Source organism: Bacillota bacterium (assembly GCA_013178415.1).
Lineage (GTDB): Bacteria > Bacillota > SHA-98 > Ch115 > Ch115 > Ch115.
In genome coordinates this window covers 1-18,791 of record JABLXA010000013.1, presented here as the reverse complement: position 1 = coordinate 18,791, position 18,791 = coordinate 1, and the positions used below count along the sequence as shown (strand labels likewise).

Annotated in this window: 10 protein-coding genes; 6 read left to right on the top strand and 4 right to left on the bottom strand. The window is 52.8% G+C overall.

Features of this window, described 5'->3' with window-relative positions:
* The first annotated feature begins 9 nt into the window (after positions 1-9).
* The 6 genes from HPY52_11015 (at position 10) to HPY52_10990 (ending at position 15,372) form a co-directional block, all read left to right on the top strand.
* Positions 10-12,069, top strand: a complete 12,060-nt coding sequence (locus HPY52_11015) for a DEAD/DEAH box helicase family protein (GenBank protein ID NPV80789.1) — start codon at positions 10-12, stop codon at positions 12,067-12,069.
* Positions 12,070-12,139: 70 nt separating this feature from the next.
* On the top strand, positions 12,140-12,334 hold the full coding sequence (locus tag HPY52_11010; protein ID NPV80788.1) for a hypothetical protein: 195 nt from the start codon (positions 12,140-12,142) through the stop codon (positions 12,332-12,334).
* A 4-nt stretch (positions 12,335-12,338) separates the two neighbouring features.
* Positions 12,339-12,824, top strand: coding sequence for a hypothetical protein (locus HPY52_11005; protein NPV80787.1), 486 nt, complete (start codon positions 12,339-12,341; stop codon positions 12,822-12,824).
* A 137-nt stretch (positions 12,825-12,961) separates the two neighbouring features.
* Positions 12,962-13,180 (top strand): hypothetical protein, encoded by a 219-nt coding sequence (locus tag HPY52_11000; protein ID NPV80786.1) that lies wholly within the window; start codon positions 12,962-12,964, stop codon positions 13,178-13,180.
* Positions 13,152-13,826, top strand: coding sequence for a hypothetical protein (locus tag HPY52_10995; protein ID NPV80785.1), 675 nt, complete (start codon positions 13,152-13,154; stop codon positions 13,824-13,826). Before HPY52_11000 ends, HPY52_10995 begins: the two co-directional genes overlap by 29 nt.
* A gap of 358 nt (positions 13,827-14,184) precedes the next feature.
* Positions 14,185-15,372, top strand: a complete 1,188-nt coding sequence (locus HPY52_10990; GenBank protein ID NPV80784.1) for an NAD(P)/FAD-dependent oxidoreductase — start codon at positions 14,185-14,187, stop codon at positions 15,370-15,372.
* Positions 15,373-15,555: 183 nt separating this feature from the next.
* Here the strand turns inward: HPY52_10990 and HPY52_10985 are convergent, their stop codons facing one another.
* The 4 genes from HPY52_10985 to HPY52_10970 form a co-directional block, all read right to left on the bottom strand.
* Complete coding sequence (locus tag HPY52_10985) at positions 15,556-16,647, bottom strand: alcohol dehydrogenase catalytic domain-containing protein (GenBank protein NPV80783.1); 1,092 nt, start codon at positions 16,645-16,647, stop codon at positions 15,556-15,558.
* A 60-nt stretch (positions 16,648-16,707) separates the two neighbouring features.
* The gene (locus HPY52_10980; protein ID NPV80782.1) at positions 16,708-17,544 is read right to left on the bottom strand and encodes a hypothetical protein; all 837 of its coding nucleotides are present in this window, start codon (positions 17,542-17,544) and stop codon (positions 16,708-16,710) included.
* 393 nt (positions 17,545-17,937) lie between these two features.
* Entirely contained in the window at positions 17,938-18,111 is a 174-nt protein-coding gene (locus HPY52_10975; protein NPV80781.1) for a hypothetical protein, read from the bottom strand.
* 48 nt (positions 18,112-18,159) lie between these two features.
* Complete coding sequence (locus tag HPY52_10970) at positions 18,160-18,777, bottom strand: MBL fold metallo-hydrolase (protein ID NPV80780.1); 618 nt, start codon at positions 18,775-18,777, stop codon at positions 18,160-18,162.
* Between the last annotated feature and the right edge of the window lie 14 nt (positions 18,778-18,791).

Genomic DNA, 18,791 nt, shown 5'->3' with positions numbered 1-18,791 from the left:
GGTGCGGCAATGCCCTCTTCTATAGATCTGCTATTTCAGCAGAACCAAAAGAAGGACAAAGACAAAAAGAAGAAGGACTCTGTAGATGAATTGCTGGACCTTCTACAGGCCCAATATGAACAACAATGGCAGGGCCAGGGTATAGACCCTGGCTTTGCTGCGCATCATCCGTATCTAGCCGCAATTATGGGCGGCATCAATCGTATGCAGGCGGCTTCGCCAGCCCCATCGGTCCCAAGGGTGAATGCCACTCCATATGCCGCCTCCACGATACCGCAACCTACGCCAATGTCATTCTCCGTGCAAAGTTCAGCCCCACGTTCACCGAGTTTTTACCAGGGAATGCCCCAGGTGGCAAACGCGCCGGCTGAACCACCACTCACTGAAATATTACGGAGTATCACAGCAGGCGTAGGCGATGTTGCCGCATCTGCTGGTGGTGCAGCCAAGTGGCTCGGCGCTAAGCAGTTAGGTGATACGCTTATCTCTGTTGGAGCAGAGATTCAGAAGGTCGGCAAGCCGCAGATAAAGGACTTCACTTGGCGAGATCTCCTCGATCCCAGTTTCTATACCGGCCCAGTCGCAAGGTCAATACCCTTTATGCTTGCTCTCCTGCCGGTTGGTATCGGAGGCATGAAACTAGGCACAAAAGCGGCGGCAGCCGCTGGAGCTGGCGCAGTTACATCAGAGATTATAGGTTCTGTCGCTGGTGGCGCCATGTCCAGGGCGATTGAAAGCGCTATGGAGGCCGGCGGGACCTATAATGATATGATCCAGCGCGGAATGTCGCCTCAAGAAGCAGACAAAGCCGCTGATAAGACATTCAAATACAACCTGAGCCTTATCGCTCTCGACGCAGGTGAGTTGTTAACTTCGTTCGCAAAGGTGCCTGGGTTGAGCAAGCTCAATCCCATCATGCGCGGAGCAGGCCGTCTCGCGACCACCGGCATTCAGGAGGGCGCGGAGGAAGTCGCGCAAGAGGTATTCCAACGCAAGGCGCAAGGCCAGAAGGTTGCGTGGGATCCAGCCATGAAAGAGGCGGGGGTTATCGGCGCTTTGATGGGCATGGGTATGGGCGCGACAGGCGTTGCTAACGAAGTGGCTGAAGAACTCCAGGCACGTAGAATAGCCAACAATGTCGTAAAGCAGCTACAACAGGGAACACAACAGGCTCCACAGGTCCAGCCATCCAAGAAACAGAAGGCCGCTCCAGCTCAGGTTGCCCCTGTCCAGGTTGCCCCCGTTGTAACGGTTCCGGCTAAAGGCACGCAGACAGTTCCCAGTTCGACAGCCGAGACCGCGCAGACAATACAGGCGATTGGCTTAAAGCCTGGAGATAGAGTGAGTTGGCAGCATAAAGGCAATACCGTGACTGGGACAATAGAGGCTCTCAGCGGAGATAAGGCTCCTGCCGCCAAAGTGAAAAGTGATAAGCCATTGGATGGCAAGAGAAAAACCTGGCTTGTCCCGACCAAGGATCTGACAAAGATAGAGATTGAACCGGCTAAGCCTGTAACACCCGTGGCCCCCACAGCGCAACCTGAATCTGTGCCACGGCCCAGGACAGCAAGGGTCAAAGAGGTAATCAAGGCTGGAACACCCGATGAAATGGCATTATCAGCGCCACAAATAGTTAATCCCCCCTCTGACCGGATCAATGCGGGTGACGCTGTAATAGATTCGAATCGGAACATATATCATGTCGTTGATGCCAGAGATCCGAATGTGTTAATTGCTGAGGACAAGGATCATAAGAAGGTTACCCTTGATCGCGGTTCTGTCTTGAAGCGGCAGATTGATAGATCAATCAAGCCAGGAGATATAGTCTACGACATCGACGGCAGGCAGTTTAAGGTCACGGGCGCCAATGATCCCAGTTTAATCAGAGGGGCAGATCCCGTAACCGGGAATGAATTTCAGATTGGGCGTCTATTAGTCTCGAAGACCCCTATTCCCACTCCTAAAGTCCATCAGGCACGGGTAGAGGAAGCGGCAAAACCGGGAGCGCAAGAGACCCAGATAACTCAAGTGCCGCAAGTGGCACATGAGGCCCAAACGCAAGAAACCCCAGAGGTTCCTGTAAAAACGGGCGCTGAAGAATCCATTAAGACAGAGGTTCTACCAACGCGCCAGGAGGCCACACAGGCCCCGGTAGAAGTGCCGAAGATAGAAACACCTTCAGTACAGATTCCGGAGACTCCAGAGGTCAAAATAGAGGGTCAGAAGGAACCCTGGCAGATGACGCAGGAGGAGTGGATTGAACAGGCCCGTGAGAATACAGAGCCGGATTTGCGCTACATGGTTGATACGGCAACGTTCCGGCCTTTGATGGAAAAAGCGCATCGCCGTGCGGTCGAGGAGGCCCTTGCCGCAGGCAAGCCCGTCTCCCGCGAGGTGCTGAAGGATTATCCTGAGCTGGTGGAAAAGGCCAAAGTACCCGAACAAGCCCCTGTAAAAGTCCCCAAGGTAGAAACACCTTCGGTGCAAGTTCCGGAAGCTTCAGAGGGCAAGGTAGAGGTGCCGCAGGTCGAAAGAGCGAGTCGCCCACAAGAAACAGCAGGAGAAATCAACGCCCCAGAAACAGCCGTAACCACTAAGGTAACTGCTGTCTCTCCGGAGCCTACTCAAGAGGCCACTGCCGCCCCGGAGCCGAAAACCTTAGCGCCCAAAGAACCTGTTCTCCCGGATAGGATGTTCTCTGCGGTGATTGATAACGATGGGAGAACTCGCAGATATAGCGAAGTCAGGGGTGAAAAAGTCAATTTCCCCGGATTTGAGGGCTATGAATTTTTTGTGCATCACGATCCGACACGTCCAGATGAATGGCTCGTTTCGGAAGGGATAACCGGATATCGCATCATACCAGGCGCTTTTTCTCGAGAAGAGGCTATTCGAGAAGCGGAAAAGGCACTTAATAAGAATGGCATAGATGGCCTTAACAAAGGGATTGAGCGGCTGCTCGACAAAGGGACGATATCGCCACGCTACGCCGGTCTGGAGAACCGTCCGCACACGATTCATCTGCTCGATGGCACCAACATTGAACCCAAGAAGGGCGATGCAGCACCTACAGCTCCGGTGGCAGAAACGCCTCCAGCAGTCTTTACGTCTGCCTCTGTAATGCACCGGGAGGCCGTCCAAACCCCTGAGAGAATACCCGAGGCAGAATCACCTTCGGTACAGATTGCAAAGGCTCCAGAGATCAAAACAGAGGCTTCCGTGAAACCAGAGACATATACGGCGAAAGAGAAGATGTTTATCGACCAATTGAGGGCGTATAAGGGTGGTGACTATTCACCAGTCAAAACAAAGCTATATCAACTGCTTGGGAATGCGGCTGTCCCAGGCGTAAGGCTTCAGGATGCGGAGGAAACCGGACGTATGCGCCTTAAACTAGTAGATGGCGCGATCTCCGCCGATGAATGGAACAGCTATGTCAAGGATCTCAAAGCGTCTGGGAAGATTAGGGAACTAGAGATTTCTGAAACATCACCTGCGCCCGCTCCGGCTGCGCATGAGGCCCCAGTTGCACCTGCTTCGGTCGCTCCAACTCATGGAACAACGGGCGTTCAGGTCACTCAGAATGAGGAAAAGGACGGGGTCGAGATACGCTTCCAGAGTAAGCCGGACGCATCCGTCATTAGTCAGCTCCATCATCTGGGATTCCGGTGGAGTCCGAAACAGAAGATGTGGTATGGCAAGCGTACACCGGAACGTATAGAATTCGCAAATAGCCTGGCAGGTCAACAAGCGCCAGTGCCGCAGGCTGAGGGGTCTGTTCCAACTCTACAGGTGCCACCAAGGGAGCTATCTCCCGCCACAGAGCCGTCTAGTGCTATAATCAAATCGGAGGTGAAGGAGCATGCCACAGGAGATGACCGAGGAGGAGTACAGGCGGAAGCTCCTCGGGTTAGGACTGAGGGCGCTGGACCATTGGAAGGAATTCAGGCCGAAAATGTACCGCGACCTCAAGAAGGCGGGGAGACTCTACAAGGCGGCATACGCGGCGCAGGAGAACGCAGCGGAAATGTGCAGCCTTCTGACGCAGCAGGGCGTGGAACCGTATCTAGCACGGAGCCTAGCGATACAGGAGTACATCGACCTGCCGGAGGAGAAGGAACAGAAGGACCTGGGCCACAGAAACCCAGCGACATTAGAACCGCCGCTGAGAGACGAGGAGAACGAGGAGTAAACTATCGTATCTCTAATGAGGATCGTATCGGTGAAGGCGGGGCCAAGACAAAGTACCGTGCCAATGTAGAAGCTATTCGTTTGCTCAAACAGCTTGAATCCGAAGGCAGACAAGCTACGCCAGAGGAACAGAAGGTCCTGGTGAAGTATGTTGGGTGGGGTGGTCTATCAAGGGCATTCCAACCACCAACAAGTTGGGATCGCAACGAAGAATGGGCAAATGAATACAAGGAATTGCGCGAGCTACTAAGTAATGAGGAGTATGAAGCCGCAAGAGGTTCAACTCTTAACGCGCATTACACTTCGCCTACCGTCGTAAAAGCCATGTGGAGCGGATTACGGCGTTTGGGATTTAAGGGCGGGCGCGTTCTGGAACCCGCAGCAGGCATCGGGCATTTTATCGGGCTGGCGCCGGAAGATGTGGCATCAAGGTCTAGATTTACAGCGGTCGAACTCGATTCCATCACAGGGCGTATTGCCAAACAGCTATACCCTCAATCCGACGTGCGCGTCCAAGGGTTTGAGGAAGCGAACCTAGCGAACGACTATTACGACGTAATGATCTCCAATGTTCCCTTTGGCGACTATTCTGTCAATGACCCAGAATACAACAAATACAAACTATACATTCATGATTACTTCATCCTCAAATCGCTCGATAAGGTGCGTCCTGGTGGGGTAGTCATGACCATCACCACCGCTGGAACTATGAATAGCGGGCGGAGTGGGCTTGCCCGCAAGCTGATCGCGCAGAAGGCAGACCTTATCGGTGCTATCAGATTACCTGGCAACGCCTTCAAAGAAAATGCTGGCACTGAAGTCACGACAGATATCCTGATCCTCAAAAAGAGGGAACCGGGAACACCGCCTGCTGGCGAGGCATGGCAAGGAACTGTAGATTCGGGTGTACGCGGCAAATATGGGGATCCTCTCCGTATCAACGAATACTTCGTGCGTCATCCGGAGATGATGCTGGGGAAAATCGTGGATGATAAGCTACATCCTGGCCGGGCCGCCCTTGAATCTGATGGGCGCGATCTAGGGGCAGCATTATCCGAGGCTTTTGGCAGGTTGCCGGAAAATATCATTACAAAACCAGTCCACAAGGCCACGGAAGCAGTGGAACCACGCGAACTGATACCGGCTCCAGGGGATGTCAAGGAAGACGCATTTGTGGACGTAGGCGGCAAGCTCCATGTAAAGAAAGGGAACGTGCTAGTCCCAGCGGGTCTATCTGATACGGCAGAGAAACGTGTGCGTGGGATGATGGCATTGCGCGACGCGCTAAGGACCCACTTGCGCCTCCAACTCTCGGAAGATGCTTCACCCAATGCGATCAAAGCATCTATGAAGGCGCTCAATACGCTTTACGATAACTTCGTCAAGAAATATGGTTATCTCCATGATAAAGCCAACAATAGCATCTTCGCCAACGATCCGGACTACCATCTGGTAATGTCCCTAGAAAAGAACTACAGGCCGCCGAACAAAGCCAAGGGTCGGCAGGCGTCCGCTGAGAAAGCGGACGTCTTTCATGTACGGACCCTGCAGAGATATAAGCCGGTTGAACATGTTGACACCGCGCAGGAGGCCCTCGTCGTATCACTGAATGAAACTGGCACCGTGGACCTTGACCGTATGTCAAAACTCTCCGGAAAGACTGTAGCCGACATGATCCGCGAGCTAAAAGGCGTTATATACCATGATCCACAGGATGGTTGGCGTACAGCGGACGATTATCTTTCTGGCGATGTTCGGGCGAAGCTGCGTGCAGCAGAAGCCGCCGCGCAGAATGACCCGTCATTCAAGGAGAATGTCGAGGCTCTCAAGGCGGTGCAGCCTGTTGACCTAAAACACACGGAAATCAAGGCGAGACTGGGGGCGCCTTGGATACCGGAAGATGTGATGCAAGATTTCCTGGCATATCTGTTCGATACATCATATAGCAACTTCAAAGTGCGATACATGCAGAATACCGGCGATTGGATCGTTGAAGAGACGTCGAGATGGGCTCACCGGTCGGTGGAAGCTACTCAAAAATGGGGCACGTACCGGATGGATGGTCTCGATATTATCAAAAAGTGCATCCTGCAAAACAAGAAACCAGAGATATACGATACTACCTCTGATGGCGATAGGATCTTTAACCCCAAGGAGACTGAAGCAGCGCGTGAAAAGATGCGCGCCATCGAGGAAGAATTCGAGCGATGGCTTTGGTCTGATGAAAACCGTCGCAATAGACTTATGAAACTATACAACGATCAATATAATAATCTACGCCTGAGAACGTATGATGGCAGTCACCTGACTCTCCCGGGTCAGAATCCGGCCATTACCCTGCGCCCTCACCAAAAGAATGCCATATGGCGTATCCTGCAGGGTGGGAACTGCCTGCTGGCGCATGTAGTGGGAGCTGGCAAGACCTTTGAGATGGTCGCAGGTGCAATGGAGTTGCGGCGTCTGGGAATATGCAAGAAGTCGATGATGGTGGTGCCAAACAACAGGGTGCAGGGCACGGCTGAGGAATTCTTGCAGCTTTACCCCGCCGCGAACATTCTCGTGGCAGACGCGAAACATATGGATGCCGCGCATCGCAAAGAGTTCCTCAGTAAGATCGCGACGGGAGACTATGATGCGATCATCATCTCCCATTCCAGTTTCGGGATGATCCCGATGTCCTCCCAGGCAATTGAGGATTTTTACAACGAGCAGATTAGAGAGTTAGAAACGGCAATAGAACTAGAGGTCCAATCTGGAACACGGTCCTCCAAAGGGTATGTGAAGAACCTGGAGAAGGCGAAAAAGCGGCTTGAGACAGAGATGGAAAAGAAACTCAGCAAAATCAAACGTGACAAAGACGCATTGCCATTTGAGGATCTCGGAGTTGATGCGCTGTTTGTCGATGAAGCCCATGAGTTCAAGAATCTCTTCTTTACCACTCGCATGAACCGGGTAAAGGGAGTAGGGTCGAAAGAAGGGTCAGCTAAAGCCTTCGACCTTTATATGAAGGTCCGCTACCTACAAAAACTGAACGGAGGACGCGGGGTAGTTTTCGCGACCGGCACGCCAATTGCCAATTCAATGGCTGGAATGTATACCCTGCAACGGTATTTGCAACCCGATGAGCTAAAGGCCAAGGGCATACACAATTTCGATGCGTGGGCAAAAGCGTTTGGAGAGGTCATCTCTGTATGGGAAATGTCTCCGACAGGAAGCGGTTACCGCCAAACAGATAGGTTCGCCAAGTTTAACAATCTAGGCGAATTACTAATGATGTTCCGCTCGTTCGCGGATGTCCAGACGCAGGAAATGTTGAAGCTACCTGTACCCAAGATTGCTGGCGGGGGGCGCAAAATGTTGTCCGCGCCAGCTTCAGAGCGGTTGAAAGCATATATTCAGAAGCTTGTAGAACGCATGGAAGCCATACGACGCGGGGAAGTTAAACCGGATGAAGATAATGCGCTAAAGGTAACCGGTGATGGTCGCAAGGCTGCTCTTGACATGCGTCTGGTGGATCCATCTTTACCGGAAGAACCCCATAGCAAAATCGCTGTAGCCGCCGATAGAATAGCGCAAATATGGCGGGAAACTGCCGACAAGCGATTGACGCAAATAGTCTTCCTCGACCTGTCAACCCCCAGAGGGGCCGCAGATACCGAGGCGCAAGAAACTCAAGCGGAATCTCAAGCGGATGATGACGATGCGCGCTTCCTCAATGTTTATGAAGATATCCGGAATAAACTCATCGCTAGAGGCGTGCCCAAAGAGGAGATAGCCTTCATACAGGAAGCGAAGAATGACGCAGCCAAACAAGAGCTATTTAACGACGTGAATGCTGGCACCATAAGGATACTCATTGGTAGCACTCAAAAGATGGGCATGGGGACAAATGTCCAAAAGAGGCTAGTCGCATTACACCATCTGGATGCTCCGTGGCGGCCGTGCGACATAGAGCAGCGCGAGGGCCGCATCCTGCGCCAGGGCAATGAGAATGAAGAAGTACAGGTATACGCCTACGCCACAGAGGGATCATTTGACTCATTCATGTGGGATTTAATAGCGACGAAGGCTCAATCATTCAGCCGGATTATGAGCGGTGACACGAGCATTCGTGAGATGGAAGACATCAGTGATGAAGCCCTAAGCTACGCTCAGATGGCGGCGATTGCATCCGGCAACCCCAAGATCAAAGAATACATGGAGCTGCAATCTGAGATACGCCGTCTGAAGATGCTTGAATCCCACTATTATGAGAATCGACGCGATGCTGAGGACCAGGTAACCCGGAGATTGCCGACATATATCAAATCCCTGGAAACAGAAATCTCCGCGTTAGAGGCGGACATCGCTACCCGCGAGGATATCTCCAAGGACAAATTCAAAATGGAGGTCAAAGGCAAGACTTATACCAGCCGGAAAGATGCAGATGAGGCGTTACAGAAGGCTGTCAACGGGAAACCTGGCAAAATAGGCCGGATAGCCGGGTTTGATCTGGTAACCCGATGGAGCGAATCTGCGCGCGGCAATGAGCTATATATCGTCGGGAAAGGTGAATATCAGGCCACAGGAACCCTGGCAGGTGTCGAATATGTAATCAGGAACATGGAAAAAGACCTTGCTGACCTCAACGCAGCGATGGAAAAAGCCAAACACAATCTGTCAGAGCTGCAAAAGGAACTTGCCAAGGGCTTTGAACACAAGGAAGAGCTGGCCGATCTGGAGAGGCGCAGCGCCGCCATTGCGGATGAACTCGGATTAGGGCAAAAGGAGGAGATCACGGGCGGTGGCGAGACTGCAGGTGAGGATATGGGCGAGGAGGAAATCCACGGGATGCCTGCCCAACCTACGGCTCCTTCAGCCCCTTCACGCCCCGCTACCGGTAAAGGAGCGGGGACCCCTGTAGGCAGACAGAGCATTATCAGTTATATCGAGAGGAAATTCCTGGTGCCGATGCGGACCGGGCACATGATCAAGAAAAAAGCGAGGGGCGAATACAAGGGCCGTGAGCAGGTAGCGCGCACCAAATCCCCAGGAGATCTCCAGGCGACATTCCATGAACTGGGGCACCATATACAGGGAATCCTGGGGATCAAACCGAGTGATCTGAAGCAATTCAAATCAGAGTTGAAACCGCTAGGTGAGAAGCTGTATCCAAAGGCTGGCCTAGGGGTGCAGCTAACAGAAGGTGCAGCCGATTTCGTCCGGTTGTATCTGTCAGATCCCAGGGCAGCTAAGACGGCAGCTCCCTTGTTCATGGATGAATTCGAACACAGGGTTGGCGATGAGATGCTGGGCAAGCTGAAGGAGGCCCAATCCCTCTATCGCAGATATGCGTCCCAAAGTGCAAGGGAAACCATGCGCGCTCACATCGTGAAGAAGGCGCCAGAGGAAGAAACCTTCCTTAACCGAAAAGAGATGTTCTATAAGGCGGCCTTCGACGATCTCCATGTTGTGTATAAAGCCATGCAGGTGTTGCTGCCGCAGGAACTGCATAGCGAATTCGACGCGGAGATACGGAAGAACCCGTATATCCTTGCCAGGCTCGCCAGGTCCTCATCGAGAGCGGCATCTGCCATGCTTGAACATGGCATGGTTACGCCGGATCTCAAAGTAGCAGGCCCCTCCTATAAGAAGATACTGGAGCCGGTCAAAGATAGAATAGATGAATTCGTTGAATACATCGTGGCGCGGCGTGTCGTCGAACTAGAGGAGCAAGGAAAACCTTCCGGGCTGGGCATTACAAAGGACGAAGCCGAGGCTATCGTCAGGGAGCTGGATAGCCTAGAATTCCGCAAGGCCGCAGAGGAACGGGAAAAGTTCAAGGACAACCTCATCGGCTGGCTAGTAGATTCCGGGGCGTTATCATCCGACATGGCAGATAAGATGCGCGAATTAAATGAGCATCACGTCCCCTTCTACCGGGTGTTAGCAGGAGACAAGGGTGGGCCAGGACGCGGGAAACGCCTTGCGGACTTGCCACAGGCCATCAAGCGGTATAAAGGTTCCGAACGTCCGATTTGGGATCCGATACAGTCTGACATCCGGGATACCTTCTACTTCATGGACATAGCCAAACGCGCGTATGTCGGCAAGGCTCTCGCAGAGATTGCGGATGAGGCCAAGGGTGCAGGATGGCTCATCGAGAAAATCCCCGCTCCGATCGAAGCAAACAGGATTGAGCTAGAGCGGTTAAAGAAGGATCTCATTGACGCGGGTGTGCCCGAGTCCGAGCTTGACCTGGCTGATCTGGAGAAGATAGCAACGGTATTTGAGCCGGTCAGGTTTGCGCGCTTCAAAGAGCAGAAAGAAAACATCCTGGTGATCCGGCGCGGGAAAGAAGCAGTTTTCTACCAGGTCCATCCGGAGCTATATAAGGCACTCCAGGGTCTGGACGTGCAAGCCGCAGACTTCGTGACGCGGCTGCTTGCCGTTACGAGTAGACTGCTCCATATAGGCGCTCTCAGCACGCCTGAGTTTGCGGCCCGGAATATAGCTCGTGATACAGGCTCTCGGGTATTGTATGCCCAAAAGCCGTGGTTAATCCCCGTAGACACGGTTAGGGCGCTGGCGAACATCCTGGGCAAGAGTGACAAATACGTCGAATGGGAAGCTGCCGGCGGCGCGCAAGCCGCCATGGTCAGCCTGTCCAGGCCGGAACTAGAGCGGCGGGCCATGCGCATGACAGGTAAAACTACATTCGCCGAAAAAGTAGTAGGGACCGTCCGGTTGCCGCTGACATTCCTCGAAACGATCCTGGAAATATCAGATGAAGTCTCCAGGATGGCTGAGTACCTGCGTGATACCGAAGGTAAAACGGGCCGGGAAGCGAAGCTCAAAGCCGCGTATGCGTCGAGAGAGGTTTCTCTCGACTTCCAGCGGGCGGGCACGGTAGGTCGGCAATTAAACATGGCCTGGCGGTTCCTGAACCCGCAGATACAAGGCATTGACAGACTCGGGCGGGAATTCAGGCGCGCTCCGGTCAAGGTCTTGGCGCGCGGTTCCTTCCTCATGATGATCAGCCTCCTGGTATATCTCATCAACCGTGACAAGCGGGAATACAAGGAGGAGGCCAGATGGCGCAAGGATCAATACTGGTGTTTCTATCCCGAGGAAGGCACAGCCATATATATCCCGAAGCCGCACGAGGCCGGGTTATTGTTCGGGAGCCTGACCGAGAGGTTCCTGGAATGGCTCGACGAGCATGACCCCGAGGCGATGAAAGATCTCGCCAAGTCAGCGTGGGATATGGTGACTCCGTCGATACTGCCCACAGCGTTCATCGGGATTGTGGAGCAGTATGCCAACAAGAGCCTGCTGACCGGCGCACCGATTGTCCCTGAGAGCGAGAAGCTGCTGGAGTCTGCCGAGCAGTACGGCCCGTACACGACGGCGCCAGCAAAGGCCCTGGGGAGGGCCTTCAATATCTCGCCTCGACGCATTGAGGCGGCGGTGAGGGCGTATAGCGGTGGCCTGGGCATGATGGGGCTGGAGACTCTCGACCTGCTCGCGGGCGAAGCTACCCAGAAAAAGACGGCTGCGGAGCTTATACCGGGAGCAAGGGCATTTGTGGGGAGGCCCCTATCCAGCCCCCGCAGTCTGGATCAGTTTTACGAGGAGCTTTCCAGGCTTGACCGCGAGTGGAACACATTCAACCGGCGGTTAGAACGCGGACAGGATGCGACTATACCAAAGAATATTGCACGGCATGAAGTCTTCAAGGTGTATAACGATCTGCTCAAGATGTATCGAGATGAGCGAAACCGTGTCCTGGCAGACAAGAGCATTCCAGCAGCGGAAAAGAAGAAGCTACTCTATGAAATTCAGGTGCGTATGACAAATATGGCACGGGAGGCGATGGGGAAGGAGGCGCTGCGTTAGCGTACTCCCGACAAGCTCCCGACAAGGGGACCGCCTGCGGGCGGTCCTGCTCATTGAAAGGGGTTGTGGCATGACTAGCATAGAAGCGGCAGTGGCTGCGGTTGAAGCGCGGGTTACAAACCTGGAAGGTTGGCAGAAGTCCCAAAATGGGCATCTACGAAGCCTAGACAAAAAGGTGGATAGCATAAAAAACTGGATCATGGGGTTACTCGGCACGGCTATTGTATCGTTGGCTTTGCTGATAGTCAATCTATTAAAGGGGTGATTGGATGGACAGGTTCGCCCGGATAATCAAAACAGTGTTACGGCATGAAGGTGGGTACGTGAACGATCCTAAAGACCCGGGAGGCGAGACGAAATATGGGATTTCCAAGCGGAGCTATCCTAACCTGGATATCGGGAATCTTACGCAAGAAGAGGCCATTGAGATCTACCGGCGTGACTGGTGGGAGAGGCTCCGCTTGGACGAGATTCAGGATGATGCCGTGGCTACCAAGGCGCTGGACACCTGTGTAAACGTCGGGGCGCGGACGGGCATCAAGCTATTGCAGCGCGCTCTGGCTACGATCGGGAAACCGGTGGCTGTCGATGGGATATTGGGACCGCAGACGATTAAGGCGGTGAATGAGGCTGACTCAGGGTTGCTCCTGGAAGCAATGAGAGTCGAGCAAAAGACCCATTACAGGCGGCTGATCGACCGGAATCCGAAACTAGCGGTCTTCGAGAGAGGATGGATGAATCGGGCAAGCTCATAGAATCGCGCCTGCGTTGTCAGGATCGATTCTGGCGCGTTTTAATCCCGCGCAGGTCTATATTATACCTATAACGTCGTAAAGGTCCTTTCTAAGCGAAACTAGAAGGCCATTTTTTATTAATGGAAGGGGTTAAGAAAATGGGGAAGGAATATAAGCCTCAGCCATGGTTGAGCAAGATCGGCAGCCGTAAATTCCTGGGATTTATGATAGCGACGGTGGCATTATTCGCCGGGAAATTCGACCCTGAGTGGTGGATAGCGGCATTTGCTATCTATGTCGGGGGGAACGTGTTTCAAAAAATAAACTTGGTCGGGAGGGATCAGTATAATGTGGGCGAAGATACAGAACGCGGCTAAGTGGGTTTTCGGTGTGTTGGCCGCGATCGGCGCCATACTTCTCGGGTGGAACAGGTATCAGACCGGGCGCGCCGTGCAAGATGCTGGAAGGGCCAAACGCAAGGCCGACGACGGAAGAGAGAAGGTGGCGGTCGAGGCTGAGAGGCAGCAGAACCGCAAACGGGCCGTCGAGGGGATCGAGACTGAGAAGAAAGACCTGGATAAGAGGTTGGAGGACCTGAAGAAGCGGGCAGCAAAGACCTTAATGATTCTACTGGCGATGTCTATCATTACCACTGGGGTGGTGCGCGCCGAGGCCCCACAGCTCCCGTCAGATTATGCGGCGCTGGCGAAACTTTACTTCGCTGCCTTGGATCAGATCGTGGAGTTGAAGGCCCAGCGCGACGAGGCTATCGCTATTGCGGAGGGATACCAGGCCACCTATGAGAAACTCAAGATTCAGTATGATAGCGCAGAAGCTTCTGTGAGCCAGTTGATGGAGACGATCAAGACCTTGCAGGGTGTCATAGACCAGCAGCATGACATCATCTTAAAGCTGGCGGGCAAGAAGAATCTCGGGGTGATAGGCGGCCTAATCGTCCAGCCAGGGGACACCCTGGGCACCATCAAGCCGGGGGCGTTGGTCGCGCTGCAAGTTGGATTCTAGCTTGTGGCAATCCCATGGCAATCCGACAGATAATTTTCAATGTAAAAAGCTAATTTTAGCGGGGATACAGTACGGTAAAAATATAGATATATAAAGGCTTTGGGGATAAGGCGGGAGATGCGGGGATGTATGCCTTCCTACTCTGGATCTGAGTGCGGGGGTTCGAGTCCCTCCTCCCCAGCCAGTATTTTTTAGGTTTGCATTTTCCTCGCTAGAGCCCACCGACAAGATGTTCCTCTGTTTCCCTCAGCTGGCCTCGCGGTCAACCTCCCTGGATGATAAAAACCTGAAAGTCTCACATATATTTGTACGATACTATATCCAAGAGTAAGAAGCGTGGAATCCAGGGGTAAGAATTATGGCAACCATTGTTATCGTCGGCGGCGGAACTGGAGGCCTCTCTGCGGCCATCGCTCTCAAAAAAGGCCTCGGAAACGAACACAAAGTGATTGTTGTGGAACGAGAGTGTACCCAGTATTTTCCGCCCTCTCTACTATGGGTGATGGACGGCCGACGTACTGCTGAGGCAATAACCAGAGATATAGAACCGGTTACATCACGAGGGATCATCCTCGAGCTAAATGAAGCGACCGATCTAGATCTCGACCGGCGTACCATTTCAACGAGATCAGGGCAGCTGTCCTATGACTTCCTCATTTTCTCCCCTGGCATCGAATATGATCTGGAGGCCATCCCTGGTCTGAAAGCATGCCTGGGGCCAGGAGGCGTGTCTGATCATTCGGGCGCGGGCTTCAATCTCTACACGATGGAGGGCGTGCTAAGCCTGCGGGGAGCTCTGCGGGTCTTCCAGGGTGGGGATGTTGCTATTGTGGCCCCTCCGGGACCCTATAGGTGCCCCCCGGTGGCCTATGAAGCTGCTATGCTTTTGGATAGCTATTTCCGAAAGGCTGGAAAGCGAGATAAGATACGGATAAGCGTATTCACGCCTGAATATAAGCCATTCGAATTCGAGGGGAAGCAGGCCACAAATGGAATTCTGCGCAGCCTTCGAAACTCTGGGATTACACATACAGGAGGTTGCCACCTTACGAGCGTTGATCCCGGACGGCGTCTCTTGAGGTTTAGAGAGGGAACAGCTCAATATGACCTTCTGGTTTGCATTCCACCCCATAGTCCCCCTGCGATCGCAAGGCGAAGCAGACTTTCGAGCGACGGTGGATTCGTGCATGTAGATCCTAATTACCTGAGAACCAGCTATGAAAATGTGTACGCAATAGGAGATGTAGCAGAAATCTTGCTCCCCTCAGGGGTGCCGATTCCGAAGATGGGAGCAGTTGCGCACCTCCAGTCGCTTGTGGTTGCGGGGAATATCATCAGAAAGATTACGGGAAAGGGGAAACCGCGATCCTTTTCAGGGACAATCCCATGCATCATTGAGATAGGGAAATATAAGGCCTTCGTCATCTTTGGAAATCTTTATAATCCTGCACCAAGGTTTAGAGTCTTGCCACGCCTACCTATATGGACTGCCGGCAAAGTGCTCATCGAACGCAATTGGCTCCGGGAGAGGGCAAGCAGGGGGTGAGCTCTGGTTTTTCCGGCCCCCTGCCAGGTATCTTCAAAACCCTACCATTTTGAAAATAGCCGATGGCCATTTTCATTCTTTTGATGGTGCCGGGCAACGCCCATCCTGGCCAACTACCCTACAAATAGGCAGCTGCCATCTCTAGTCCTTTGATGGCGCTGCCCCAGCGTCATGAGGGGCCTATCAGGCATGTGGCAAGAGGATAGTTTTGACCGATTCATTGCCTTCATGAACCAGCCGGATGCCCTCCTTATAGCCTTCTAAAGGTAGCTTGTGTGTGACGATAAGATCAGCTGATACTTTACCTTCCTCAAGATATTTGATGGCCTTGGGATAGGCATATGGTCCCAGGTGTGCGCCATGAATATTGAGTTCCTTCAGGTCCCCGATAACGGACCAGTCTACTGCTACAGGTCCTGCATGGACGCTGAATTCAACAAAAGTGCCCAACTTCCGTATCATTTTCAGCCCCTGTGGCACAGCTGCGCCGGCTCCGCTTGCCTCGATATATACATCACATCCGTACCCTTCTGTCAGATCCAGGACCCTCTCTACAGCATCCTCAGTGGCAGGGTTGATAACCACATCTGCCCCAAGGCGCCGCGCGAGCCCCAACCTATGTGGCTTCAAATCCAGCGCGACCAGTAGCCCCGGCCCCCTCATTCTAGCCACCTGCAGCATGAAGAGTCCAATTGGACCCATACCGGCGATGACGACTACATCGCCCAACTGAATATCAGCGCGTTCGACAGTATGGATTGCACATGCCAATGGTTCGATAGTGGCGGCGATCTCTGGATGAATCTCTTTCGGCACCTTGTAGTTGATAGCATTGGCTGGGAATTTCATATATTGTGCCCACGAGCCCTCCGCGCGCCCCCGCTTGAATCCATAGATGTCATGCTTCTGGCACATCCAGTATTGGCCACGCCGGCAATAGCGGCACTCCCAGCATGGGATAATCTGCTCGGAAACCGCCATATCACCGATTGCGAGGCCATATTTTTCAGATCCTTCCCCCAGGGCAACCACTTCTCCGACAAACTCATGGCCAGGAACAACCGGAACCTCGATATATGGAGGGATATCTTCCGATCCCCAGACACGCATTCCATAATATGTCTTTACATCGCTTGCGCAAACCCCTGTAGCTAGAACCTTGACCAGTACTTCTCCCGGGCCCGCCTTCGGCACGGGACGTTCCTCTAGCCGATAATCTTCAGGCCCATGCACTACTACTGCTTTCATTTTATCGGGCAGTTGCCCAATAGGCATATCGATCCCCCCTGCTGGTTGATTATGTCTATGTGAAATCTATTGATCAAGGAACATAGCTCATCCCCTTAGCTCCAGGTCGGCTACAATCGGATTATGGTCAGACCGGCCCAACCGATCCGAGACTACCCATACTGCGTTGATTGCCCATTGCCGGCTCACGAAGATGTGATCAATGGCTGTCTGAGCAGCCTCCCCTTCAGGAAAGGTCGGTATAGGATTACCTGCGAGGATATTTGTAAGCAATCCCGATAATCGAGATGTATTGAGTTCTTCATGCCCCGCATTGAAATCCCCCATGAGCACGAGCGGGAAGTCACAGCGCTCAGACACAAGGTCAGCTATATGTTCTAGCTGGCGGGCGCGCTGATCCTCGGTAGTTGAAAGATGTAGTCCCATTACTGTGATATTCGGGATGTCTTGAGTAGAGGAATCAATTTGTGTGGGCAGGTCAGCCTGAGATGGGACGGGTAAATCTGGCAAACCTGAAGGAATCAATTGTAATTGGGCTATAAAGCAACACCGTGGCTCTATAACCCAGAGTGGCTCCCCTGGGAATGGAATGCTCCGGTGCCATAGCCGCACAACATCCCACGACAGAATTGGCAATCTCGAAAGCAAGGCATTGCCATATTCGCCCTTTCTTCCGTCGGCTTCAAGGGAGCTGAAGGCAGGCGCATATGCATAATGATAACCCAGGGATTCGCCCAGCTGGCGAACCTGGTCAACGCGGCCCGAGCGCAATCGCCATCGGTCCACTTCCTGCAAGGCCACTACATCCGGGGATTGTGCGGCTATTACCTCGGCGATACCCATTATCCCGGGGACTTCACTCTGATCCTTCGGGTTATGGGACTTGCGCATGCAGGCTTTGATGTTGTAGCTCATGAACCTCATCGGGCTCACCTCTATAGACGACCAAGCTCAAATCTAAGAATATGAGCTGATCTTGCGCGGCGCGCCTGGCAACCGCATGATGACATAACCAGATTATCTTTCAACTCTGGACTTGGCGATCTATAGCAAATCATCCGAAGACTCTCTCAACCTCTATATACTGGGTTTCGCTTGGAGTCGCTCTGACATGTTCGAGTTTTGCGCTCATGATATGCTCGCCTCTTCACATACGTGCTTCAGCGCCATAGATATTGAGTTATCATGCTGCCAGCGGGTCCCACCTGCGGTCTTTTTATACAGCATTTTATCAATGTATTGCCGGCCTGTATATTACTTTGATGTAGAAATCGCCAAATGCCATTATGGATATAGGCGATCTTGCTCCTAATCCTATCAGGATCGACCCGCATTGCCAACCACCTCAGCCATGATATCCTTGAGAGCCTGCTGATAGCGGAAGTAGGGTTCAGGATAGCGGCGGCTTACGTATTCAACAACGTTCCAGATACGCTCCTCGTTATGAACGTAAATAAGCCGACCTTCATGTATGACCTTGAATACGAACAAAATGGAACTGGTAATGGGACCTTACGACCATCTCTCCTTGTAGCAATGTCAGATCGTGAGTTCAAGTGTGTCGCCCGGTTTTACAACAAGCTTGCCCGTAGCCTTGAACCTGGCGATATTAGCCTCACTGAATATGCCGTTGGGACCTGTGTGGATGGGAATGTAATATTTGGCTTTAATCAGCTCCGCGCATTCAGTTGCTTCCTCAGGGCCCATGTTATATACGCCGTCCATGGGCAGTAGGGCATAGGTGATATTTTCCGAAGCCAGATCGGCCATTTCCTTGATCTTTGAGGTGTCGCCAGCGTGGTAGAGCTTTATGCCGTCAAACTCCAAAATGTAGCCGACCGAGGCGTCTTTCTTATGATTACGGTTATATGCGGCGACCGCCCGAATATGTACGCCTGCCACAGTAAAGGCCTGGTAAACGCCATTTTCGATGGCTTCCCGGTGGGTGATTACCCTGCAACCGGGTTTCTTTGTGACCTTATCAACCCTATTATGGTCACCATGGTCATGTGTGACCAATATGAGGTCGGCCGGCTCGCCATAATCATCTCCGGCAAAAGGGTCGATGTAAATGACTACATTCTGAGCGGTCTTGATCCTCACGCTGGCATGGCCAAGGTACTTGATGCTAGGCAAATGTGTAGCAGCTTGTGCCATTGTCCCAAACCCCC